General features: G+C 53.2%; 15 protein-coding genes. 1 reads left to right on the forward strand and 14 read right to left on the reverse strand.

Going from position 1 to position 20321, the window contains the following annotated elements; translation table 11 throughout:
• Nucleotides 1-5: 5 nt before the first annotated feature.
• The 12 genes from mrdA to IPG22_05010 all read right to left on the reverse strand — a co-directional run bounded on the left by mrdA (nt 6) and on the right by IPG22_05010 (nt 17696).
• Complete coding sequence (gene mrdA / locus IPG22_04955) at nt 6-1910, reverse strand: penicillin-binding protein 2 (GenBank protein MBK6587650.1); 1905 nt, start codon at nt 1908-1910, stop codon at nt 6-8.
• 17 nt (nt 1911-1927) lie between these two features.
• Nucleotides 1928-2473, reverse strand: coding sequence for a rod shape-determining protein MreD (gene mreD / locus IPG22_04960; protein ID MBK6587651.1), 546 nt, complete (start codon nt 2471-2473; stop codon nt 1928-1930).
• An 81-nt stretch (nt 2474-2554) separates the two neighbouring features.
• A complete protein-coding gene (gene mreC, locus IPG22_04965) occupies nt 2555-3448 on the reverse strand; it encodes a rod shape-determining protein MreC (protein ID MBK6587652.1) in 894 nt (297 codons plus the stop codon).
• Nucleotides 3449-3525: 77 nt separating this feature from the next.
• Nucleotides 3526-4572, reverse strand: coding sequence for a rod shape-determining protein (locus IPG22_04970; protein MBK6587653.1), 1047 nt, complete (start codon nt 4570-4572; stop codon nt 3526-3528).
• Nucleotides 4573-4862: 290 nt separating this feature from the next.
• A complete protein-coding gene (locus IPG22_04975; protein MBK6587654.1) occupies nt 4863-10451 on the reverse strand; it encodes a carboxypeptidase regulatory-like domain-containing protein in 5589 nt (1862 codons plus the stop codon).
• Between the two features lie 344 nt (nt 10452-10795).
• A complete protein-coding gene (locus IPG22_04980) occupies nt 10796-11218 on the reverse strand; it encodes a hypothetical protein (GenBank protein MBK6587655.1) in 423 nt (140 codons plus the stop codon).
• Between the two features lie 68 nt (nt 11219-11286).
• Nucleotides 11287-12276, reverse strand: coding sequence for a M48 family metalloprotease (locus IPG22_04985; GenBank protein ID MBK6587656.1), 990 nt, complete (start codon nt 12274-12276; stop codon nt 11287-11289).
• 4 nt (nt 12277-12280) lie between these two features.
• Entirely contained in the window at nt 12281-12724 is a 444-nt protein-coding gene (locus tag IPG22_04990; protein MBK6587657.1) for a BlaI/MecI/CopY family transcriptional regulator, read from the reverse strand.
• Nucleotides 12725-12855: 131 nt separating this feature from the next.
• A complete protein-coding gene (locus tag IPG22_04995; protein ID MBK6587658.1) occupies nt 12856-15678 on the reverse strand; it encodes a DUF4394 domain-containing protein in 2823 nt (940 codons plus the stop codon).
• A 318-nt stretch (nt 15679-15996) separates the two neighbouring features.
• Nucleotides 15997-17235: an MFS transporter gene (locus IPG22_05000; protein ID MBK6587659.1), complete on the reverse strand. Its 1239-nt coding sequence runs from the start codon at nt 17233-17235 to the stop codon at nt 15997-15999.
• Nucleotides 17236-17247: 12 nt separating this feature from the next.
• Entirely contained in the window at nt 17248-17496 is a 249-nt protein-coding gene (locus IPG22_05005) for a hypothetical protein (GenBank protein ID MBK6587660.1), read from the reverse strand.
• Nucleotides 17493-17696: a DNA gyrase inhibitor YacG gene (locus IPG22_05010; GenBank protein ID MBK6587661.1), complete on the reverse strand. Its 204-nt coding sequence runs from the start codon at nt 17694-17696 to the stop codon at nt 17493-17495. Before IPG22_05010 ends, IPG22_05005 begins: the two co-directional genes overlap by 4 nt.
• 121 nt (nt 17697-17817) lie before the next feature.
• Between IPG22_05010 and IPG22_05015 the strand changes: the two genes are divergently transcribed.
• Nucleotides 17818-18801 carry a hypothetical protein gene (locus IPG22_05015; GenBank protein ID MBK6587662.1) on the forward strand — a complete coding sequence of 328 codons (984 nt, stop codon included), beginning with the start codon at nt 17818-17820 and terminating at the stop codon, nt 18799-18801.
• On the opposite strand, the gene IPG22_05020 is transcribed toward IPG22_05015, so the two are convergent.
• Nucleotides 18798-19823: a site-2 protease family protein gene (locus IPG22_05020; protein ID MBK6587663.1), complete on the reverse strand. Its 1026-nt coding sequence runs from the start codon at nt 19821-19823 to the stop codon at nt 18798-18800. The two genes, IPG22_05015 and IPG22_05020, sit on opposite strands and share 4 nt — an antisense overlap.
• Before the next feature lie 103 nt (nt 19824-19926).
• Entirely contained in the window at nt 19927-20202 is a 276-nt protein-coding gene (locus IPG22_05025) for an integration host factor subunit beta (protein ID MBK6587664.1), read from the reverse strand.
• Nucleotides 20203-20321 lie beyond the last annotated feature (119 nt).

Below are 20321 nucleotides of genomic sequence, written 5' to 3' on the forward strand. Positions count from 1 at the left end.
AAAAACTAATTCTTCGCCACCGTTTCCTTTGGGGTCTCTTTTGGGGCGGTGACCTGTCCGCGGGCGATCCTGTAGGATTCGTAAACACCTTTTACGGCCGGTGCCGCGTGGCTGCCGCCGAAACCGACATTCTCGATCAGGGCGATCACCGCGATCTCAGGCTTGTACGCAGGAGCGAAGCTAACGAACCATGCGTGGTCCTTTTTGTCGCCGACGTCTTTGCCCAACTCGGCAACCTGAGCCGTTCCTGTTTTGCCGGCGATCTCAAAATCAGGAATACGGATCGCACCGGCAGTACCGCCGCCATTGACTACGCCCCACATCCCCTTGATGACCATATCCCATTGGGCCGGCGTCGCTTCGATGATCCTTGGCTCCGGATGCTGGAACCCGAAAGCAGCACGCGGCGCAAAATAATCACTCTCGCCCTCCGTACCAACGGCGGCGATCGGCTGAAATGACTTTAAGAAATGCGGCGTGTACATCTTTCCGCGCATTCCGATGCTGGCGACTGTGCGTAGCATCGATATCGGCGTCACAACGACCGTATCCTGGCCGATTCCTGAATACACCGTTCTGATATCGCTCCAACCACCCTCGTTCTTTACGACCCACGGCATCCATGATTTTGGGGTCTGCGAAACCTTTTCGTTAGGCAGATCAATGCCAGAAGGCTTGTCATAACCAAACGTCTCGACCATCTGGATCACACCTTCGATCTTCATCTTAAGGGCTAGTCGGTAATAGTAGCCGTCGCATGATTTCGTTATCGCGTAGCTGAGCGGCGGCGATCCGTGGCTGCCCATGCAGCGCGTAAATTTAGAACCTATCTTTATCCCGCCGCCGCAAACCAAATTAGAATGCTCAACCGTTATGGCTCCCTGCTGCAGTCCTGCCAGTGATTCCGGAATTTTCCACGTAGACCCCGGGGGATAACGGCCCTGGATCGCCCGGTTAAAGAGCGGACGTGACTTTTCCTGCCAATACGCCGCAATAGCACGGCGGCCCTCGGGCGTCGCGCTGCCGCGAACAAAAATATTCGGATCGAACGACGGTGCCGACGCCATCGCTAGCATTTCGCCGTTGTTCGGATCCATTGCCGCGATCGTCCCGCGTTTTGTTACAGAATCGGCGAGTTGTTTCTCGGCTCTGAGCTGAACATCAAGATCAATGGTCGTGACCATGTCCTGACCGGCCTGCGGTTTTACGACGTCAAGTTCGCTTTGAACCCGCCCTTTGCTGTCGACAAGCACCTTTCGATAGCCCGGGCGTCCGCGCAAATACTCGTCGTAATACTGTTCAAGCCCGCCTTTGCCGACGATATCGCCGGGACGAAAACCTTTCTCTTGAAACTCTGGCTCCTTAAGCTGATTCGGGCTGATCTCGCCAACGTATCCAAGTACGTGTGCGAGCGTCGTTCCCAGCGGATAATATCGCTGCGGCTGTAACTCAACTCGGAGTTCGGGAAACTCAAGCGCGTGCGACTCGACCCAGGAGATGTCCTTCATGTCGACGTTCTCTTTGAGAACCATCGTTTCGAATTCATTTTGGGTTTTTATCAGATTAAGTCGCTCGACAACGAATTGATGTTCGAGGTTAAGGCCTCTCGAATATTCCTCGACCCGGTCCGCCACGTTGATCTTTTTCAGGGGCTCGTTCGAAAGCACTACGTTGTAGGTTGGACGCGAATCAACGAGTAATTTTCCATTTCGATCCAGAATTGCCCCGCGCGGAGCAGGAATAGGAATGAACCGAACGCGCTGATTCTCGGCCCGCTCGCTAAAATACTCGCCGCGAACGATCTGCAGGTAATACAAACGAGCACCAAGCAGGCCGAGCAAAACGAATGCTATGGCCTGGATGGTAACAACCCTGACACCTAGATTCTGCACCTGATCGCCGATCTTCATAAAAATTGATCTCCGCGTTATTTGTTAAGCCTGATGGGGTTACGCCGCCTGGTCTGGCGCCGTGGTTTGAACATATCGTTCTTTCGCCGCCTGACTTTATCGCCCGACATTGTTTGGAGCAAAAGATAAACTAGCGTTCCGGCGATCGTCGTGCCGATCACACGATAAGCGACCGTCACCAAAACGTCGCTCGGAGGAGCTTGGCTGAACAGCCGATGTACTCCAAAAAACAACAGATCGTTTACCAAACACGCGCCAGCTATGACGGGGATCCGAAGCAGAAGGTTGTCCAAATAGACACGTCTCGCCATCTCGAAAACCATATATGCCACAAGCGTTTTCGAGAATCCACTGGCGCCCAGCAGACCACCGCTCAAAGCATCAACCGCTACACCGGAAAGCGTGCCAAAAATGATCGCCCGGATCGAATTTCGCTGCAAGGCTGCATAAACGACGATGATCAAAGGAAAATCAATGTAGGCTAGTGGCTCAAAAACACTGCGCAGCGTCCATTGCAGGACAACCGCGATAATTAATGCAATTGTTAGCCTTACGCCTTCCATAAAAGAGTCGAAAGTCGAGAGTTGTGAGTGGAGTGCAATAGTCGGCTGGAACCTCTAAAACTCTCGACTCTTCACTCTCAACTATTTTGGTTTTACTGCATTTGGCAGTTTCTGCTCAAATACAGGTTTTTCAGCCGGTTTATACAACAGGATGCCGACTTCCTGCATCGAATCAAGCCTTGCCGCCGGGCGTATCTCGATAACGTGCGGCGTTGTCGCGGAACCGCTTACTACATTCACGATCTCACCTATCTTTAGTCCGGCTGGGAAAATATCATCCTGCCCAGTCGTAAAAACCGATTGCCCTAGTTTTACGTCGATGCTGCCTGATACGTATTTCATTTCAAGCAGGTCTTTCTTGCTGGTGCCACTAACCACACCGAGGGCGTTCGATTCGCCAATCTGGCCCACTATAGCACCGACGCCCGACGTCGAACGCGTTAACAGATCTACTTGCGACGTAAGGGGACTCACAGCCGTCACACGACCAACCAGTCCACCGTTGGTGACGACCGGCATGTATAAAGTGACGCCATCAAGGCTGCCGCGGTTAACAGTCGTCGCGTCAAACCAGACGGATGGGTCACGACCAATGATCCGGGCAGTCAGGACTTTGTATTTGCTCTGTTCACGCAGGTCGAGCATTTCACGGAACCTGGAATTTTCTGAAGCGAGTTCTTCCTTCTGCTTTAACTCGACCTCGAGTTCCTGGACTCGCTGTTTCAAAAGATCATTCTCACTTTGGGCCGAGCGAAGATTAGATATGGAGTAGAAGTAGTTTGCAATCGATGTAGTCACGGTGGTGACCGGCGACTGGACAAAGTCGGCTGCTGTGAGCGTCCATGCGCGTACGACTCTCTGCCCAGTCGATTTATCGCGGGCATCGAATGCCATCAGAATAAAATTCACCAAAAGAAGCGCGACCATCAACCACGGGGTCAACCGCCAAACTTCCTTTTGACTACGCTCTGCCATCTGAGTGGTCAGTAGTCAGTGGTCAGTGGTCAGTATCAGATATCTCTGACCACCGACCACCGACCACTGACCACAATTTAACTGCCTGTCATTAATGAATTATCCCATTTAACGCGTTTGAGGAGTTCGAAATCGGAGAGCATTTTGCCCGTTCCGAGTACGACCGACGAAAGAGGATCGTCGGCGATGACGACCGGCAAACCGGTTTCGATCATCAGACGTTTGTCGAGATTTTTGAGAAGTGCTCCACCGCCCGTGAGCACGATGCCGCGTTCAACAATGTCGGCGGAAAGCTCGGGCGGTGTGCGTTCAAGAGCAACGCGGACGGCATTGATGATCGTCGAGATCGCATCCGAAAGGGCTTCGCGGATCTCTTCGTCGGTCATCGTGATGGTCTTGGGGATACCCTCGATCAGGTTACGTCCACGGACGTCCATCGAGAGAGGTTCTTCGAGCGGGAATGCGCTGCCCAGGGCGATCTTGATCGCCTCGGCTGTGCGTTCGCCGATGAGGAGGTTGTATTTGCGTTTAATGTACTGCGTTATGGCTTCATCCATCTCGTTGCCTGCCACACGCACAGCACGCGAGTAAACGATGCCTGAGAGCGATATTACGGCAATGTCAGTCGTTCCGCCGCCGATATCAACGACCATGTTGCCGTGCGGCTCTGTGATCGGAAGTCCGGCACCGATCGCGGCAGCCATCGCTTCCTCGACGAGATAGACCTCAGAAGCTTTAGCACGGTAAGCTGAATCCTCGACCGCACGTCGCTCGACCTGTGTGATCTCCGACGGAATGCCGATAACAACACGCGGGCGAACCCACGATTTTCCGTTATGAGCCTTGCGGATAAAATGCTGAAGCATCTTTTCCGTCACTTCGAAATTAGCGATGACACCATCCTTCATTGGACGGATCGCAACGATGTTGCCCGGCGTACGGCCAAGCATTTCTTTCGCATCGCGGCCGACCGCCTCGACCTGGTTCGTAACTTTGTTGATAGCGACAATTGACGGCTCCGAAACGACGATTCCCCGGCCCTTTGCGTAGACTAGCGTGTTCGCGGTTCCAAGATCGATCGCGAGATCGCTGGAAAATAAACTAAATAAAGACTTAAATGCCATTTTGAATAAAAACCCTAACTAAAAGTATGCTCAGAGATCGTGAAAAACGGAGTGATAATCATTACCCAAATTCTCGATCTGGGACAGAAAATAGGACACCGTCGCCTACAACGTCTAACCTAATAGCATACACCTATTTATTAGCATTTTTCTAACCTAATTACAGCAATTATTTTGGTATCGAAGCAAATTAATTCACTCCTTGGGCTCGCCAAGCAGCAGCAGCGATCGCGCAGACAAAAAAAGGCGGCCCGAAGGCCGCCAAAGGGGGGTTAGTCAATCAATCAGACTCACTCCTGCCCGACGAAATCAACGTCGGTCAAAGTGTCCTGAACTTGCAAGATTCGTGAAGTGAATCTATATCTTCTTGCCGAAACTCCGACGGTATATGTTCCGCCAGCTTCGACATCAGCGAACTGATAGTAACCGAACGAACCGGTTGTAGCGGTTCTGCGGTTGCCCATCGAGTCGATGATCGTGACCGTGGCGTTTCTCAATCCGCGGCCGTCCGGCGTCAGGACACGGCCTGAGACCTCGACTCCTGCGGCCGTTGATGGCAGCAGTTCGATTCCCCAGCCGCCCTTGACCTCACCATTGACGACCTCAGGTGCGTCCGGCCTTGCGACGCCGTTGTCATCGCGGATGTAGAGGTTCCACGTGCCGTTCGCCGTCGATCCGCCGAAGTTGCCGAACAATGTCTGTGCATTCGTTCTCGCAACCACGCATCCCGGTTCGACATACGGCCCAGCTGGTGCCGGTGCCGGGAAGTTCGAGACAGGCGTCTCGCACGTCGTCGGCTTGAAGATACCCGTTGCCAGCGGACCTGAGTCAGGCAGCACTGCGTTCGGGTAGTCGGCCAGCGTCAGTGTGACCGCTCCGGTTTCCGTGATCGCGACAGGTCCGCCGACATCGCCGACCAGAGCATATTTCGCTCCGTTCGGGCCAACCAGCAGCACGTCCAGATTATCCGGCTTCGTCGAGTAGAAGTCATACAGCGTCACTCTGATACGGAACGCATTCGTCGTTGCTCCCGAAACCACGATCGGCGACGGATACAGCCCTGCGGCCGTGCCCTGAATGATCGAGATCGCCGCCGGGTTCTTGAACTGGTTCGCCGTGTCGTTGATCGTCAGTACCGCACTGTTCGAAGCTCCCGTCAGGGCACTCAGATTAGTGAGTGTCAGATTGACCGTCTCGTCCGTGTCCGCACTGATGTCGCCGCACAGCGGTATAGTAACCGTCTTGCTCGTCTCACCCGCTGCAAAGCTGACCGCCTGTGCCGTGTTCTGATAGTCAACACCCGTTGCACAGGTTGCCCCGCCAACTGCACGTCCACCCGAGGTCAGCGTGACCGTGGCGTTCGTTACGCCCGTCGTCACACCCGTTCGGTTGACCGTGACGGTTGCTGACTGCGACTCGTCTTCCTTGTAGGTAGTCGAGCTGAACGCAACAAATGTCGTCGGCACCGGTGTTGGTGTCGGCGTCGCCGTTGGTGCTGGCGTCGGTGTTGGTGTTGGTCCACCACCGGCACACGTGAAGACCAGCGAGAAGCGGTTGACCGTACCAGTGTCGGCTGCCGCATTATCGTTGACGTTCAACGTCCATGTTCCTACCGCACTCTGGCCGTCAAAAGCGGACAGCGGGTTATTCGGACTGAACGATCCAGTCGGGAAAGCTGCCGCCGAGCCAGCTGCATTACACTGGGCCTCGATCGATGGGAATCCGCCATCATCATCCAGGATGAGCTGGGCAAGGTTATTGTTATTACAGCCCGCCGCCGATGCCGGCACTCCCGGACGATCGTAGAAGGTAACGGCAGTTCCGGTAGGTGACGTCAGTTTGAAGACAAGATCGCCAACCCACGAGTGAGTTACTCCCACTCCAGTATCACCGACCGTTGCACTCTGAGTTCCATCAAATCGGAAGTTCAGATCCGTTATCGTACATGCCGTTCCTACTGCGACAGGTATGTTTACACCCGCCGGCAGATTGTCCGGAATCGTTACTGACGGTCCTGTGTAACTTACAGTGGTTCCTGCACCCGGTGTCGGAGTAGGAGTTGGAACCGGCGTTGGTGTCGCAACCGGCGTTGGCGTTGGCGTTGGAACCACGCCGCCTGACGTTCCTACGACGTCGAACGGCAGATCCTGAACAATATCAGCTGCCGCTGCCGGAGCGCCCGTATCTGCCACATCGGTCCAAAGTCCTGTCGAAACCGTCTGCTGACGTGCGTTGTCGCCTGCCGCTCCACGGGCTCCGGCGATCGTTTTCGCCGGTGCAAAGTGCGCTGCCGCACCTGTGACCGTAGTTGCCCAGTCGATCCAGTAAGTACCGGCTGGAAGGACAGCGTTTACGTTCAACGTATTACGCCAGATCTTTCGAGTCGTTCCAGGAGCGGAACCCGGTGCCGGAACTACCGAATTGAATAACCTGAAGTACGTTGTATCGACGGATGATGCAAGTCGATTGGTCGTCGTGTCACCAAAGACAACCGTCGCACCGGCATCTCCCGGCCTTCCATTCCATATTTGCAGAGTTCCTGCGGTAAATGGCGATGGAGTAGCTGCCGAGCCCGTCAGATATCCGTAAACCGCTATCGTGGAGATCGTACATGGCTGTGCGATCGTAAAGTTATCCGCCAGACGGAAGGTTCCCTGCGTTGATGTGAACCCAGCGCTGCCGTTACCTTCCGTAGTTACTCCGGTATTGTGCTGGAGTTCGCTGAAGAAGAAACCTGCCGGAGCTGCGACACCACTTTCGGAGGTGGCTCGCGGAAGCAATCCGCCATTCGAGAAGGTACATGCTCCAGGGGTCGGCGTTGGCGCCGGCGTTGGCGTCGGGGTCGGTACAACCGTTGGTGTCGGTGTTGGAGCAACAGCGCCGCAACACGATCTCGAGCTAACTGTAACGGTATCGACTCGCCATCCGGTTCCGGAGACACTGGAATCGGACGCCATACGGAAACGAAGTCGGATGGGCTGTCCGGCGGCCGCGGCTGGAAGATTAACGGTTGTCGTAACAAACGCCGCTTGTGTTCCAGTCCATGCCTGCCTTCCGGCGATCGGGCTAGCGAAAGAGGCACTTATCGGCCCTGTATAGCCGCCTGCCACAAAGCTGCCGCCCGCCGCTAGGATATCTGCAAAAGCACCACCGTTGATCGAGATCTCAAGTACACCGCCATCAAATCCACTTTCAAGCGTCCACGCATGGCGGAACGAAAGCTGCGAACCTGCAGCTGCGGTTAATGAAGGTGTATCGAGAACCTTGTCAGTAACGGATGCCGGATCATCGACAAATGCGACATTGGGAGCCGTGTGATTTGACCCCGTCGCGGTCACCCAGAGAGCGCCTGCTCCAGTCACATTGGTCGCAACCCAATCAGCCGGCAACGCCGGGACGGTCACAGAATCAAAATTCTGTGACAATGCTGACGATACAGCTCCGGTCGGTATTGTGTAGACGACATTTCCAAGACTGGATGCTCCATCCTGATGGGCGACAGTTGCAGTAATATTCGTACCGCATGAAAGGGACGGACTCGCGGTAAAAGTATAGTTCCTTGAGACAGCAGCCCCACCAGACGTGACAACGCCGTAGTTTTGTGCCGCACTCGGGGTCAAAACACCACCTGAAGCTGCGAGCGTTCCAACGTCGTTAACGGTGTTAGCTCCGCCTGTATTTAGAACCGGCAGCGAAACTGTAACAGTCTCACCCGGATCTACAGCTCCGTTAGCTGGAAGGCAGCTTTCAGAAACGATAGTCACGGTTCCTGGCGCCAGGACCGGAACTCCAGCTAGACAAAGGTTTACGTTTGTCGTCGCACCGCCCGCCACAACTACGCTGTTGTTGCTGGCTACGCTGAATCCACCCGATTTTGTTGCAGAAGCACTCGTGGTTCCGGGCGGGACGTTAATAATCGTGTATTGACCGCTTGCATTGGTCGTTGCAAGGAAGCCTCCCGCCAATGTGACAACAGCATTTGCGAGCGGTAACCCGCTGGCGCAGCTCGTGATCGTACCACTAACAGTACCGCGAGACGGTGCCGTACACGTCGGGAATTTGATGTTGCCAAGAACACGGGTGTTCCAAAGGAATGCATTGCCATTGTTGGCAGCTGAGCGATATTCCTGCGTGTACCAGAACGAACATTCGTCCGTCGGGTCAACGCTCATCGCACTATAATCGCCCCATCTGCTTCCAGCACCTGCCTGAAATCCGGTTCCGAGGAATCCATCAACCTGTGCCTGGAATGTGTTTGCCGGATCGGATGCCTGGCGCCCTGCGTACTTAAGGCTCGGGAAATCGGTAGCGACCGCCGAACCTGACGTGCTGTAGCCTAGCAGGATGTTTCCATCCTTATCCTGAGCAACGCTGCCCATCCAGGAGTTTGTTCCACCTGCCGGAGTGGCCGGGTTCGTCGCCTGGGTTCCCTGATTAGCAACGCTAAAGGCTCCATTTGCTCCTGCCCGGCGAATTTCGGCCCAGCGAATGCCTGCCTGGTAGGTCGCTGCCGACGCCGGTGTTGCTCCACCCACGTTTACAGTGAAGTTCATGACCCATGAATTCACCGGGCTGGCAACCGTACCAAGGTTGCGGTATGCAACCCGGAACATCAGGCGGTCAGCGATCGAATCGAGATTTGTTGCTGTACCCGGTTGTTCAACATCCGTTCGCCCCGTTGGCTGGCGAGCATCAAATGCGGCGAAGCCGAGATCGGGAGTAACCTGGGTAAAGGTTGATGATGCCGGCGTAGTAAAGTTAGGTTTGAACTCGAATATACGCAAGCCGTCGGCCGCATCGCCGAATTCGTCAGCGGTATATTCCATTATAAGGTTGCCCATTCCCGCTGGCGGTGTAATAGTTCCATCCAGGTCGGTTGGAAGCTGGCCACCGCAAGTGGGACAGATCGAGCCAAACTGATCGAAATAGACATACGACGCAGTCGGGTCACCCTGGAGCATCTTAACGCGGTCATAGGCAAACGCTCCGGCACCAAGGAAAGCGGTTCCAGCCTGGTTAAACTGGTTCACCGTCATGTAATAAGCATCCGGCCAGACACCTACGTGCGGATAATCAAAGAATGACCCGCTGGGATTGACGAAATCATAGACGTAATAAGAACCTGTTGGATCTGGCGTCGTAGAAACGGCAAACATCTGGTGTCCAGGAACCGGTCCAGGGCAAAACTGAGAAAGTATCCAGCGATTAGCGAGTGGATCATAGTTGACGATCGGATCGCCGTCGTCCATGTTGACGCACGGGCCGCCCACGACATTGGTAATACTGCTTAGAAGGAATGGAGCTGAGGCAGGTGTGCCGTTCTTATTAAATATACGAACAAGGGTGTTCGTCATCTGCACATAATGATTAGGGCCAACGTCGCCGACAGTGTCCGGCGGGGCGAAGGTCGTCCCAAAAGTCGTCTGGTTATCCTGGCTGCTCAAGCCCTCGAAGCTCACTCCCGGCGTCGGTAAAACGCTCGGCTGAGCAGGAGCATCCGGCAGGGCTTCATCTCGGAATGCATAGTTACTTCCCGCAACTCCGGCTCCCGGCACAATATTCTTGATCGTCTTCGCGTTGAACGGATTCTTGATCTTATCTTCCTGCTTTGCCCGTCGAGCCGCCGCTCTTGCCGCCCGTTCAGGATCAAGCTCCCAGTTTGGATCGGCCATTTCGGGCAGATCGCGGACTGCCTGCGAAATACCAAAAGCAACAGCCTGGCTGGCAACAGGTGCCTGCCCGCTCTGTACCACATCGTTAGTATCCGCTTTTTGGGAAGAAGCTTTCTCTGAATATCGCAGAAAAACACCTACTGCTAAACACAATACGAATAAAGACAGAAGGACTCGAAACCCACCGCCGGACAATTGTTTCCTCATTACCGATCTCCTTTAAATTAGTTGCCGGGTATAGTGCTTTGCAGAACAACCCATTGATGCTAAAACGCCGCTGGTCTATTTCGCCGCGACATCGAATTAATACCGATCCGACAAATCCCGATCGCTTCGCCGATATTCCGGGGGCTACTATCAGCCGCCGTACTCAGAAATACAACGAGAAATTGCAGAAAGCCTCAAAAAGAATCGTAAATTGTCGTTCGAAATAGTTGATTAAAACTAATTCAGCATCCGGGAAATGTCAAGATTGATTATAGTATTTTAAAAAGGCCTGGCAGAAAGATCTGGTTTTACGGGTATTTCGATAGGTTTGCGGTCAAGGCTTGCTATTGCTTAAGCCAAACCTGCCGCGATTTCTTTTTTGTGGTCGGGCGACCAGAAGGCTTCTGTTTCGAGGCGCTTTTCTCGGGAAGTGAACCGGCCTGGATCGGCCTTTTTACCTTCTTGATCGGAATGGTATTTTGGGGATTTATCTCGTGAGGGGGCTGCTTTGCCTTTAGTGTCGCCGGTGGAATCTCCCGAACCGGCACCGATACTCCGGACGAAGCCGCTTGACCCGAAACGGGCCCGGTTCCGGCTGCAGTCTTCGATCGGTTCTCGCTCATGGTCTTTATTTCAGGAGTTGGTGTCGGAGTAGCAACGCTCGTAGGGGCATCTACCCGGACGGAGGAGCGACCATTTCCGCACACCGCTAAAGTGACCGCTAAAATTGTTACGATCAGAAATGTCCGAGGCGTTTGTTTATTCATAGCGGACTCCCCGATGATGAGATGAAATGCCGGTAAGAACAGGTTGCTGAGCTTCCCCGGCAATGCCGCTATTGGATCATCCAGACAAAATGCTCGATCGCCTCGTGCGTTGTAAGAAGCAGTCGCTGGTCAGCTAAATGAAGTAATAGCAAACCGGTCAATGCCGCCGGCCAAAGCCACGAAGTAGAAAAGAGCCTTTTCTTCATCGGCTTTCCACTTTCATCAGCAAATTTTACTAATCGATGAACCCGCTCGGTTACATCCACACAATGAGCGTCAAAGAGGTACGAGCCGGCAAAAGTAATTCGAGTACGCCGGTGCGGTGCAATTCTTGCAAGCTTAACCAAAGCCGATGCAAGGTCAAGGGCAACGTGTGGTTTGCTGTACGCGGCGCATTCATCCGCGGCCGATTCCACATTTTCTGCCCAGGCACGATCAAGGTTCTTTCCAAACGGAACAATTACGAGATCCCTGCAGATCTGCAAGATCGTACGCTTAAGGTTGTCATGTGATCTCAAGTGCGCTTTTTCATGAGCGAGGGCCGCGTTTAGCTCGTTGGGCTCTAACGTTTCCAAAACCTGTGTGGCAACAAACATGCGAGGCCGCAAAATACCAATGACTGCCATGACCGGAAACGGATGGACTATCTTGAATACCGGAACATCGATACCGTCGATCTCGATTCGCAATGCACCATCCTGCCAGCTTGAGGCAACTTGTCTGGTTACATGCCATGTCCGGAGAACACGAAGAGCAGCAAGAATGAAGGCTATAGCGGATGCGATCGCCATTAATGCCAGTTTCCCACTAACGACCTCTCCGGAATTCTCAGGCTCATGAAGAAGGTAGGCCGGAACTACGAATGCGAGAACAAAGACAAGCGCTCCCGCTATGGGCCCGACTCGTAATCCGAAAATAATATGTGCACGGGTACTGGCAGAAACGCCTTTTATCAGGCCGGAAAATAGGCTCCAGATCGCAGAGGCAAGAACCGCCGCCCCCATGTTAACTATTAACAGGAACGCAAGCGTGAGAGAGATGCCGAGCAGGAAGTACACTCCCCTATTCCTCCTTACCGAGTTCCATCCTTTTTTCCTTTACGAGCCGCTCAAGCTCATCTAGAAGGAGCATGTCCCGTTCGCTGACAGAGTCGACTATACAGGCAAGTACAGGCTCAACTTTACCCGCACTTGTCTCAAAAAGACGGCCGATTATGTCCTCCGCCATTCCGCGTTCTAATTCTTCAACGGTATGTTTAGCTGTGTATAAGAAAGCACGTCCATCTTTACGGCGGTCAAGGAGGCCTTTTTTGTAGAGACGGTCGAGTGTCGTCATTACAGTCGTATACGCATAAGCGTCATGCATAGCATGATTGACGGACGTCACATTCGATTCACCTAGCCGGCGCACCTCGATCATCACCCGACGCTCAAGGTCACCCAGCGAATCAAGAACAACATCAGAAAGGCGCTGATTACCGCGAAGCCTGAATTTTGCAGAGAGCATGCCTGTTAGTATAAAAAAATCCTCGCCACTGTCAAGATTACCTTTCGACGATCCAAACTAATTTGCAAGAAAAATGGGGCAGCCCTAAAGCCGCCCCATTTATTAGTGTTCAATTTTAATACCCAAGAAAGTTATTCCTGAGCAACAAAATCGAGGTCTGACAGAGTATCGAATACCTGTATCACCCTTGTACCAAAGGAGTAACGGCGGGATTTAATACTCATTACAAGCGAGGAACCAACTTCAACGTCCTCAAAGCGGTAGAAACCGAATGAACCCGTGACGGCCGTCCTCTGTATGCCGTACTGATCGGTCATTATTACGGTCGCGTTTCTTACACCGCGGCCGTCAGACGTCGTAACACGGCCCGAGACCTCGACGCCTGCCGCCGTTGACGGCAGCAGTTCGATTCCCCAACCGCCTTTTACTTCGCCATTGACGACTTCCGGCGTAAGCGGCCGCGCTACACCATTGTCATCACGGACATAAAGGTTCCATACCCCGTTGGCTGTTGCACCCGCAAATGTGCCGTACAATGTCTGTCCGGCAGGACGCGTCGCAACGCAGCCTGGTTCAACATATGGCCCAACCGGAGCTGGAGCCGGGAAGTTAGAAACCGGTGTTTCACAAGTAGTTGGCTTGAATGCTCCTGTAACAAGCGGGCCTGCGTCAGGAAGTACACCAGCCGGGAAATCCGCGAGTGTCAGTGTGACCGCTCCTGACTCGGTGATAGCCGCCGGTCCGCCCACGTCGCCAACAACTACATATTTGGCACCCGTCGGGCTGACAAGAAGGACGTCAAGGTTGTCAGGATTCGCCGTGTAAAGATCATACAAAGTTACGCGTACTCTAAAGACATTCGTCGTTGCACCCGTTACATTGATCGGTGACGGATAAAGCCCGGCAGCAGTGCCCTGGATAATGGAGATCGCCGCATTATTACGGAACTGGTTAGCCGTGTCGTTTATCGTAAGCACGGCAGTTGTCGGAGCGATGATGCCCGTTCCGTTGCTAGCATTGGTCAGCGACAGATTCACCGTCTCATTAACATCTACAAGCAGGTCTCCGCACAACGGTACCGAAACGGTAGCCGATGCCGCATTAGCAGCAAAAGTAACTACCTGACTGGTCGTCTGATAGTCGGCACCGGTGACGCAGGTCGCTCCCGCGGTCGCAGTTCCACCTGCCACGGTACTGAAGGTTACCGTCGAAGTACCGGTTGTAACACCCGTTCGGTTGATCGTGATAACCGCGGACTGCGATTCATCGTCACGGTAAGTAGCCGAACTGAAAGCAACGAAAGTTGTCGGCGTCGGCGTCGGCGTCGGCGTTGGTGTCGGCGTCGCCGTAGGTGCTGGCGTCGGCGTCGGCGTCGGCGTCGCGGTCGGAGCCGGTGTCGGTGTCGGTGTCGGCGTTGGTGTCGGCGTCGGGGTTGGTGCCGGGGTTGGGGTTGGCGTCGGAGTTGGCGCCGGGGTTGGTGTCGGGGTTGGCGTTGGAACTCCCGCTACCGTGTTCGTATCCGTCGCCGAATTATTTCCCGGGGTCGGATCCGTCACGCCCGCAGGTGCCGCAACGGTTGCCGTATTTACTACCGTACCGGTGGCATTCGCAGCGATCGTCGCGACGACGCTAAAAGTAACTGAACCTCCCGAAGGCAGATTCACCGAAGCACTAATATTTCCTGTTCCATTAGCTGCAGGACATGAACCGCCTCCCGCCGCGACACATGTCCATGTAGCTCCGGAGATTCCCGCAGGAAAAGTATCAGTAACGGTGGCCCCAACAACCGGGTCTGGGCCCGCATTCGATGCAACGATCGTGTAGGTTGTTGTTGCTCCAGGGGCTACCGAGGCAACACCGTCTGTTTTCGTGATACCAAGATTGGCTGAACCGCCCGTTGCACTGAACGGGATCGCTAGTCCATCGATTCCAAGTGTTCCGTCACCGACCACACCAAGTAGCGTTGCCGCTCCGGTTGCAAGGTTGATCCTGTAAAGAGTCGGAGTACTGTCAACAAAAAGAGATGCGTAAGCAAGATCGGTACCCTGCTGGATATCAAATCCGCCGAATGCCGTCGGATTGACACCTAACGGTCCAATAGTCGTTACCTGGCCAGTGTTTGGAGAAGGTGTGCCGTTAGGGCCACCGATCCGAACAAGCGTGTTCCGGTCTGAGTCAATACCGTACAAGGTCGTTGTCGTGGCCGTCGAGGTATTATTCGTGTAAGCCACATGAACAATATTTGGGCTTGCTCCAAATCCAGGGTCGCCGGCGACATACGCAAGCGTCGTGTCGGTACCGGCAAGCGTTCCGTCGATCGGGTTGAGGCGTCTATTGTTGTCGGCATCTCCAACCTGACGAATACGGTCAACCGTTGGGTTAAAATCTAGTCCGGTAAAACTGTCTATAGTGGTAGGTACTGTGTTTGCCGCCACCGAGGTAACCGCTCCCGTCGTAGTGTTGATCGTCACGACACGGTCCGTTCCCGGGAATCCTTTACTTGCTGTTCCGTATAGCACCCCACCTAGAGGGCGATAATCGATGCTCGAAACAAACTCATTATTGGCGGTGTCGAGGCCCGTAACCGGAATATTCGACAAGATAACATCCGGAGTGTTCGCATTAAAGCTAATAAGGCTATCCGAAAAGAAATCATAAGCAAAGATCACAGGGTTAGCCTGAACCGCATCCGGTGCGTCAGGTTGCGCCGCCGATTCAGTCACAGGCCCCATCTGGGCTTCATGCTGCTGATCCAACAGATAGCGCTCTAGCTTGGCCGGTGACAGTCCTGAAAGATCTCTGTTAGCCGTCGTTACCGACTTCACTCCCCTCGTGACCCGTTGCGCGTTAATGCGCCACGTCAAGATGCCAAATACCGCAAGGCTCAGCATCACGCTGAGCAGTAGAAATGCTTTACGATTTAAAGCAATGATCGACCCGTTAATTTTTCTCATGATTATTATTCGAAACTCCCCTAAATAATGATGCCTTGCGGCAACTATAGTAACGATCTCCAGAAATGTATTGATGGATATTTTCTGAGAATCACAGTTCCGCTCGCAGGCGTTGTTAGGCCTCCACGGCGGCGGCATGAATTGATAAAGTTCTCACCTGTTGCGAGAAATCCTTTCTCTCGTCTTAAGATATTATCAAAAGCCTTTAAAGCAGGGCACAAAGGTGTCTTGATTATATTCTTAATCTTAAGCACACGTCAATAACTTTATACTCTAGTTTAAACAAAGTTTGGCGTATACAACCGTGCTCTTGCTGGGTCAGGCATAGGATCGGGATTCCGATCTGACCATCATCAACATAAAAACTGCGAGAATCGATACGCAAGAGCTAAAAATAAATGCAGTTGACGCTCCATAGTGGTTCCAGATCAAGCCGAATAAGAGCGAGGCAGGAAAAACCGTAATCCCGAAAGCAAGGTTGTAAAGTCCGTATGCGGTACCGCGCTTTTCTTTCGGAACCATGTCGGCGACAAAAGCCTTTTCAACGCCTTCGGTCAGACCGAAGTACGTTCCATATATGATAAACAAAATCCAGCATTGCCATGCCGAGCTCACAAAAGCAAACCCGATATAAACCACGGCGTAGATTATCCACCCAACAATAATTAGTGTCCTGCGGCCGAACCGATCGGACAGATCACCGCCGACCAGTGAGCTGACAACCTTGCTGAAATGAAGTGTCATCCACAAAAGCGGAAGGACAACCGGCGATATTCCCGCATCTGAGGCTCGCAGGAGGAGAAATGCATCAGTCGAATTCGACAATGTAAAAACAGCTATAACAACGAGGAAGCGTTTGAAATTTGGATCAAACCCTTTCAGCGAGAGATTTGGCGGCGGGGCCGTATCTTCAATTGACTTTGGCTGTTCCCGAACAACGAACGCAATTATGAGGAGGCCGATAACAACTGGCACCGACGCGAACAGAAAAACCTGCTGATACTCACTGATCGTCGGATTCTTAGTGTCGGCTGCAAAAATGAGCAGCAATAAAAATCCCGCTATCGGTCCAAAAACAGCTCCAAGATGATCTGCGGCTCGATTGAATCCGAAAGCAAACCCACGCTGCCCCGTCGGAACGCTCTCCGCGATCAGTGCATCTCGCGGAGCTCCGCGAATTCCCTTCCCGACGCGATCTGCCATCCTAACTACGAGGACCTGCGGCCAGGTTGTTACAAACGCCAGGAACGGCCGCATGACCGCGGCCAGGGAATAGCCGAGAAAGACGGGAAGTTTTCGCGATCCAAAACGATCGCTGAAATATCCCGAGGCAAGTTTTAATAGACTCGCAATAGATTCTGCAAACCCCTCGATAAGGCCGATGGCAAATGGTGATGCTCCTAGGCTCAGGGCAAGGAACGCTGGAAGGAGTGGATAAATTATCTCGCTTGATGTGTCATTCAGAAGGCTGACGGCGCTGAGAGCAAGAACATTTCGCGGCAGGGCTCGGTATCGCTTCCATCGGCCGTTAGATGTTTCGGTAGGCGGTTCGGCCATAAAGGAAGATCGTTATCGCGGGCGTGTTGCTTTCGGACGTTCGGAACCGCCGCTTCCGCTGAAAGCCCAAAGAGCGATGCTCCCGGCTACCGCAATGGCGAGAATAACAGCGACGATCACCATTCGAAACGCCATCTTCACTGTCTTTTTCAGCATTTTGAACGCAATAAAGGCGGCCGCCAGGAGTACCAGGAAAAATACCACGGCGGCAACCACGCCAACTCCGCCTGCGATCGGTGCGACGTCGAGAAAAATACTCATATACTTCGATCTTCGGACGCTTTTTCAATGGCGTCTATATCTTCGTCCGATAAGGTCTCGGTTTCGCTTGGTATAGCAAACTCCTCATCGGCCCAGGCACCAAAATCAAGCAGTTTGCACCGCTCCGAACAAAACGGGCGGAACTCGTTACCGGTAAATTCTGTTTCCCGCCCGCAATGCGGGCACTTCACGATTGGCATAAGAAGGTTTAGGATACCAAAAGCAGACCTCGAACATCGAACCTGCACTTTATTTCAACGAACAAATACGTTTTCATAAACGTATTTGATGCAGGAATCTTGCATCTAAAGGAACAAAGTTATGAGCGACTATAAAGAAAGATTTGAACGCTGGCAGAAAAAAGCGACCGAGAAATTTGAGGAGATCGACGCCCAGCTCGGCCTGAAGGATAAGATCGAAGGCGGCGCCCGCGTTGTCGTCGAGACCGCCCGAACCGGAGCTGACCGAATCAAGACCGAAGCCGAAAAAACAGACGTCGGAAGACGGGCTGTGAAGGTTGCTGAGGATGTGGTCGGAACCGCGACCGACACCGCCAAAACCGCTTGGAATGTAAGTGAACCACTTCGTGATGTTGCGGCTGATGCGGGAACCAAGGCCGGCGGAGCCGTTGCTGATGCAGCAGGCAGAGCGGGTGATCTTTTTGACGATGCGGTCGACTCGGTCGGATCGAACGCGAAGCGCGTCTCTAAGGTTGTTGGATTTGGGGCGGGTTTGTCTTCAACGCTCGATTCGGCTCTGCGATCTGCCAAAAAAGCGACAGAATGGGTTCAGGATGATCCTTTACGTGCGGCCACCACGGGCGTTTCGATGGCTATCGGTGCGGGGCTGGGAGTCGTGTTCACGGGAATCAGCTCACATTGGCTTTTGAACTCTGCTCTTCCTACCTACTCGGTCAAAAAGGTCGCGCAGGAATTCGACGCATATCTAAAGCGCCGCGAAGATATGATCGCCAAAGGCCAGCTTTCAGATGCAGATACAGAGCGGGTGAAGTTTGAGCGAGACATAGCTAAACGAGTCGGGGCACCACTTCTTGGGGCTTTTTCCTTTGCCTCGGGCGCGGTCATGATGAGCAACGTCCTTAATCCCGCCGCCGTCACTGGCTTCCCGCTCGGCAACATCATTGGCGGCAATCCTCTGCTCGAAGGAGTCTGGTTCTTCGGCAACGGAATGGTCTGCTTTAAGACAAGCTATGATTTCTTTATGATCGCCCTCGATGGGCAGGAAGACGTAGAAAATATGGTGCGGGAGATCAAAGGGTTACTGCCCCAGGCTGTTTCAGCCTAATTGATCTGGATCGGGAACGGGACGAAGCAAAGAAAAAAGATTACCAGCGTCAGAAACGCGACCAGCTTCCGTTTTAGGTCAAGCGGGGTCTCGTCAATTGGCCGCGGGTGCTTTATACGCATCATTATCCCGAGAATGATCGCAATAAGAAAACCGCTCGGACTGCCATACAAATAAAGCCCAAAAACTGACAAAGTTGCCATGACCGGAAACGCAATGCGGCCGGTCCAGTAATGTACCTTTTCCCCGAAGACCGCATATATCGCGTGGCCACCGTCGAGTTGCCCGGACGGAATAAGATTCAGGGCGGTGACAAGCAGGCCCACCCACGCGGCGAAATAGAAGGCATTTCCAACGCCAAATGCCGGATCCTGTCCAAACGCCGCTCCTAATAACCTCATCAGCAGCGGATCTGAAAACGCCAGTCCGCTTGGATTCGCAAGCTGTTCCGGCAGCGCCGGCTCCATTGTCGCGATGCCAAGTACCGCAATGGGCAGTAGAGCTATGAATCCCGCGATCGGCCCTGCGACACCTATATCAAAAACGGCCCGCCTCGAGGGCATCGGAGACAGGATCTTGATGAACGCCCCAAAAGTTCCAGCCGGCCCGATCATCGGCGGTGTTGGAATAAAGAATGGGAGCGTCGCGTCCACTCGATATAGCCTGCATGCTACATAGTGGCCCATTTCGTGGCTGATCAGAATAAAGAGAAGAGACAGCGAGAAGCTGAGTCCATATTGAAGATGGCCAGGAACGGTGAACAGGGCATTAACTGCATCGCTGATCAGAAATGCATACTTCGCCGGAAGTGCCAGAAGCAGCTGTAAAAACTCCTGGAGGTTTTGTGGATCGGCTTCCGGCAGTGTCTGATACGGGCCAAACGGAAAGAGCGAACCAGAGATCGTTACCGTGCAAAACGTAACACCGAGAAGCAGAATATGCTTGATCCAGGTACGAGTTGTCGGCCTCATTGATGGCCGTTCGTAGTAATACTGCTGCTCGATCTTGTCTGGTTCGGTCATGCAATTAATAAAAAGATCGCAGATGCGATAGCCAGCGCTTGTTCGCGCGGCTTCACGTACCTACGATCGGAAACCTTACCAGATAATACTAAACTTGGGCTGACTAATCGACCGCCTTGGCTGAAAGCTCCTTTCCTGGCTTAAATCTGATGGTCTTGCCTGCCGGAATCGGGACTTCTTTTCCGGTTCTTGGGTTTCGGCCGACACCGCGCTTTCGAGCTTTCACGACGAAGACGCCGAACCCACGCAATTCGATGCGCTTGCCATTGGCCAATGCATCCTTCATCGCATCAAATAGCGAATCAACCACCTGTTCTGCTTTCTGCTTTGGGACGCCCGTTCGGTCTGCGACGAGATTAACAATGTCAAGCTTGATCATTATTTCCTCCTTTTTGAAAACGGAAACACGCGAGAGAGAGACTAAAACTTAAAACGTGTAGGAATCATAGTCCTGTAAGTCTCCCGCTGTCAAGATTTTGCGTTAAATTTACATGGTTA

The sequence above is a fragment of the Acidobacteriota bacterium genome (genome assembly GCA_016703965.1).
GTDB lineage: Bacteria > Acidobacteriota > Blastocatellia > Pyrinomonadales > Pyrinomonadaceae > OLB17.

What these genes read in the sequence shown, in the direction of transcription:
- IPG22_04980 (MBK6587655.1), bottom strand. Translation starts at nt 11,218, where the DNA reads ATGAATAAACAAACGCCTCGGACATTTCTGATCGTAACAATTTTAGCG.
- IPG22_05015 (MBK6587662.1), top strand. Translation starts at nt 17,818, where the DNA reads ATGAGCGACTATAAAGAAAGATTTGAACGCTGGCAGAAAAAAGCGACC.
- IPG22_05025 (MBK6587664.1), bottom strand. Translation starts at nt 20,202, where the DNA reads ATGATCAAGCTTGACATTGTTAATCTCGTCGCAGACCGAACGGGCGTC.
- IPG22_04990 (MBK6587657.1), bottom strand. Translation starts at nt 12,724, where the DNA reads ATGCTCTCTGCAAAATTCAGGCTTCGCGGTAATCAGCGCCTTTCTGAT.
- IPG22_05005 (MBK6587660.1), bottom strand. Translation starts at nt 17,496, where the DNA reads ATGAGTATTTTTCTCGACGTCGCACCGATCGCAGGCGGAGTTGGCGTG.
- IPG22_05010 (MBK6587661.1), bottom strand. Translation starts at nt 17,696, where the DNA reads ATGCCAATCGTGAAGTGCCCGCATTGCGGGCGGGAAACAGAATTTACC.
- IPG22_05020 (MBK6587663.1), bottom strand. Translation starts at nt 19,823, where the DNA reads ATGACCGAACCAGACAAGATCGAGCAGCAGTATTACTACGAACGGCCA.
- IPG22_04995 (MBK6587658.1), bottom strand. Translation starts at nt 15,678, where the DNA reads ATGAGAAAAATTAACGGGTCGATCATTGCTTTAAATCGTAAAGCATTT.
- mrdA (MBK6587650.1), bottom strand. Translation starts at nt 1,910, where the DNA reads ATGAAGATCGGCGATCAGGTGCAGAATCTAGGTGTCAGGGTTGTTACC.
- IPG22_05000 (MBK6587659.1), bottom strand. Translation starts at nt 17,235, where the DNA reads ATGGCCGAACCGCCTACCGAAACATCTAACGGCCGATGGAAGCGATAC.
- IPG22_04975 (MBK6587654.1), bottom strand. Translation starts at nt 10,451, where the DNA reads ATGAGGAAACAATTGTCCGGCGGTGGGTTTCGAGTCCTTCTGTCTTTA.
- IPG22_04970 (MBK6587653.1), bottom strand. Translation starts at nt 4,572, where the DNA reads ATGGCATTTAAGTCTTTATTTAGTTTATTTTCCAGCGATCTCGCGATC.
- mreC (MBK6587652.1), bottom strand. Translation starts at nt 3,448, where the DNA reads ATGGCAGAGCGTAGTCAAAAGGAAGTTTGGCGGTTGACCCCGTGGTTG.
- mreD (MBK6587651.1), bottom strand. Translation starts at nt 2,473, where the DNA reads ATGGAAGGCGTAAGGCTAACAATTGCATTAATTATCGCGGTTGTCCTG.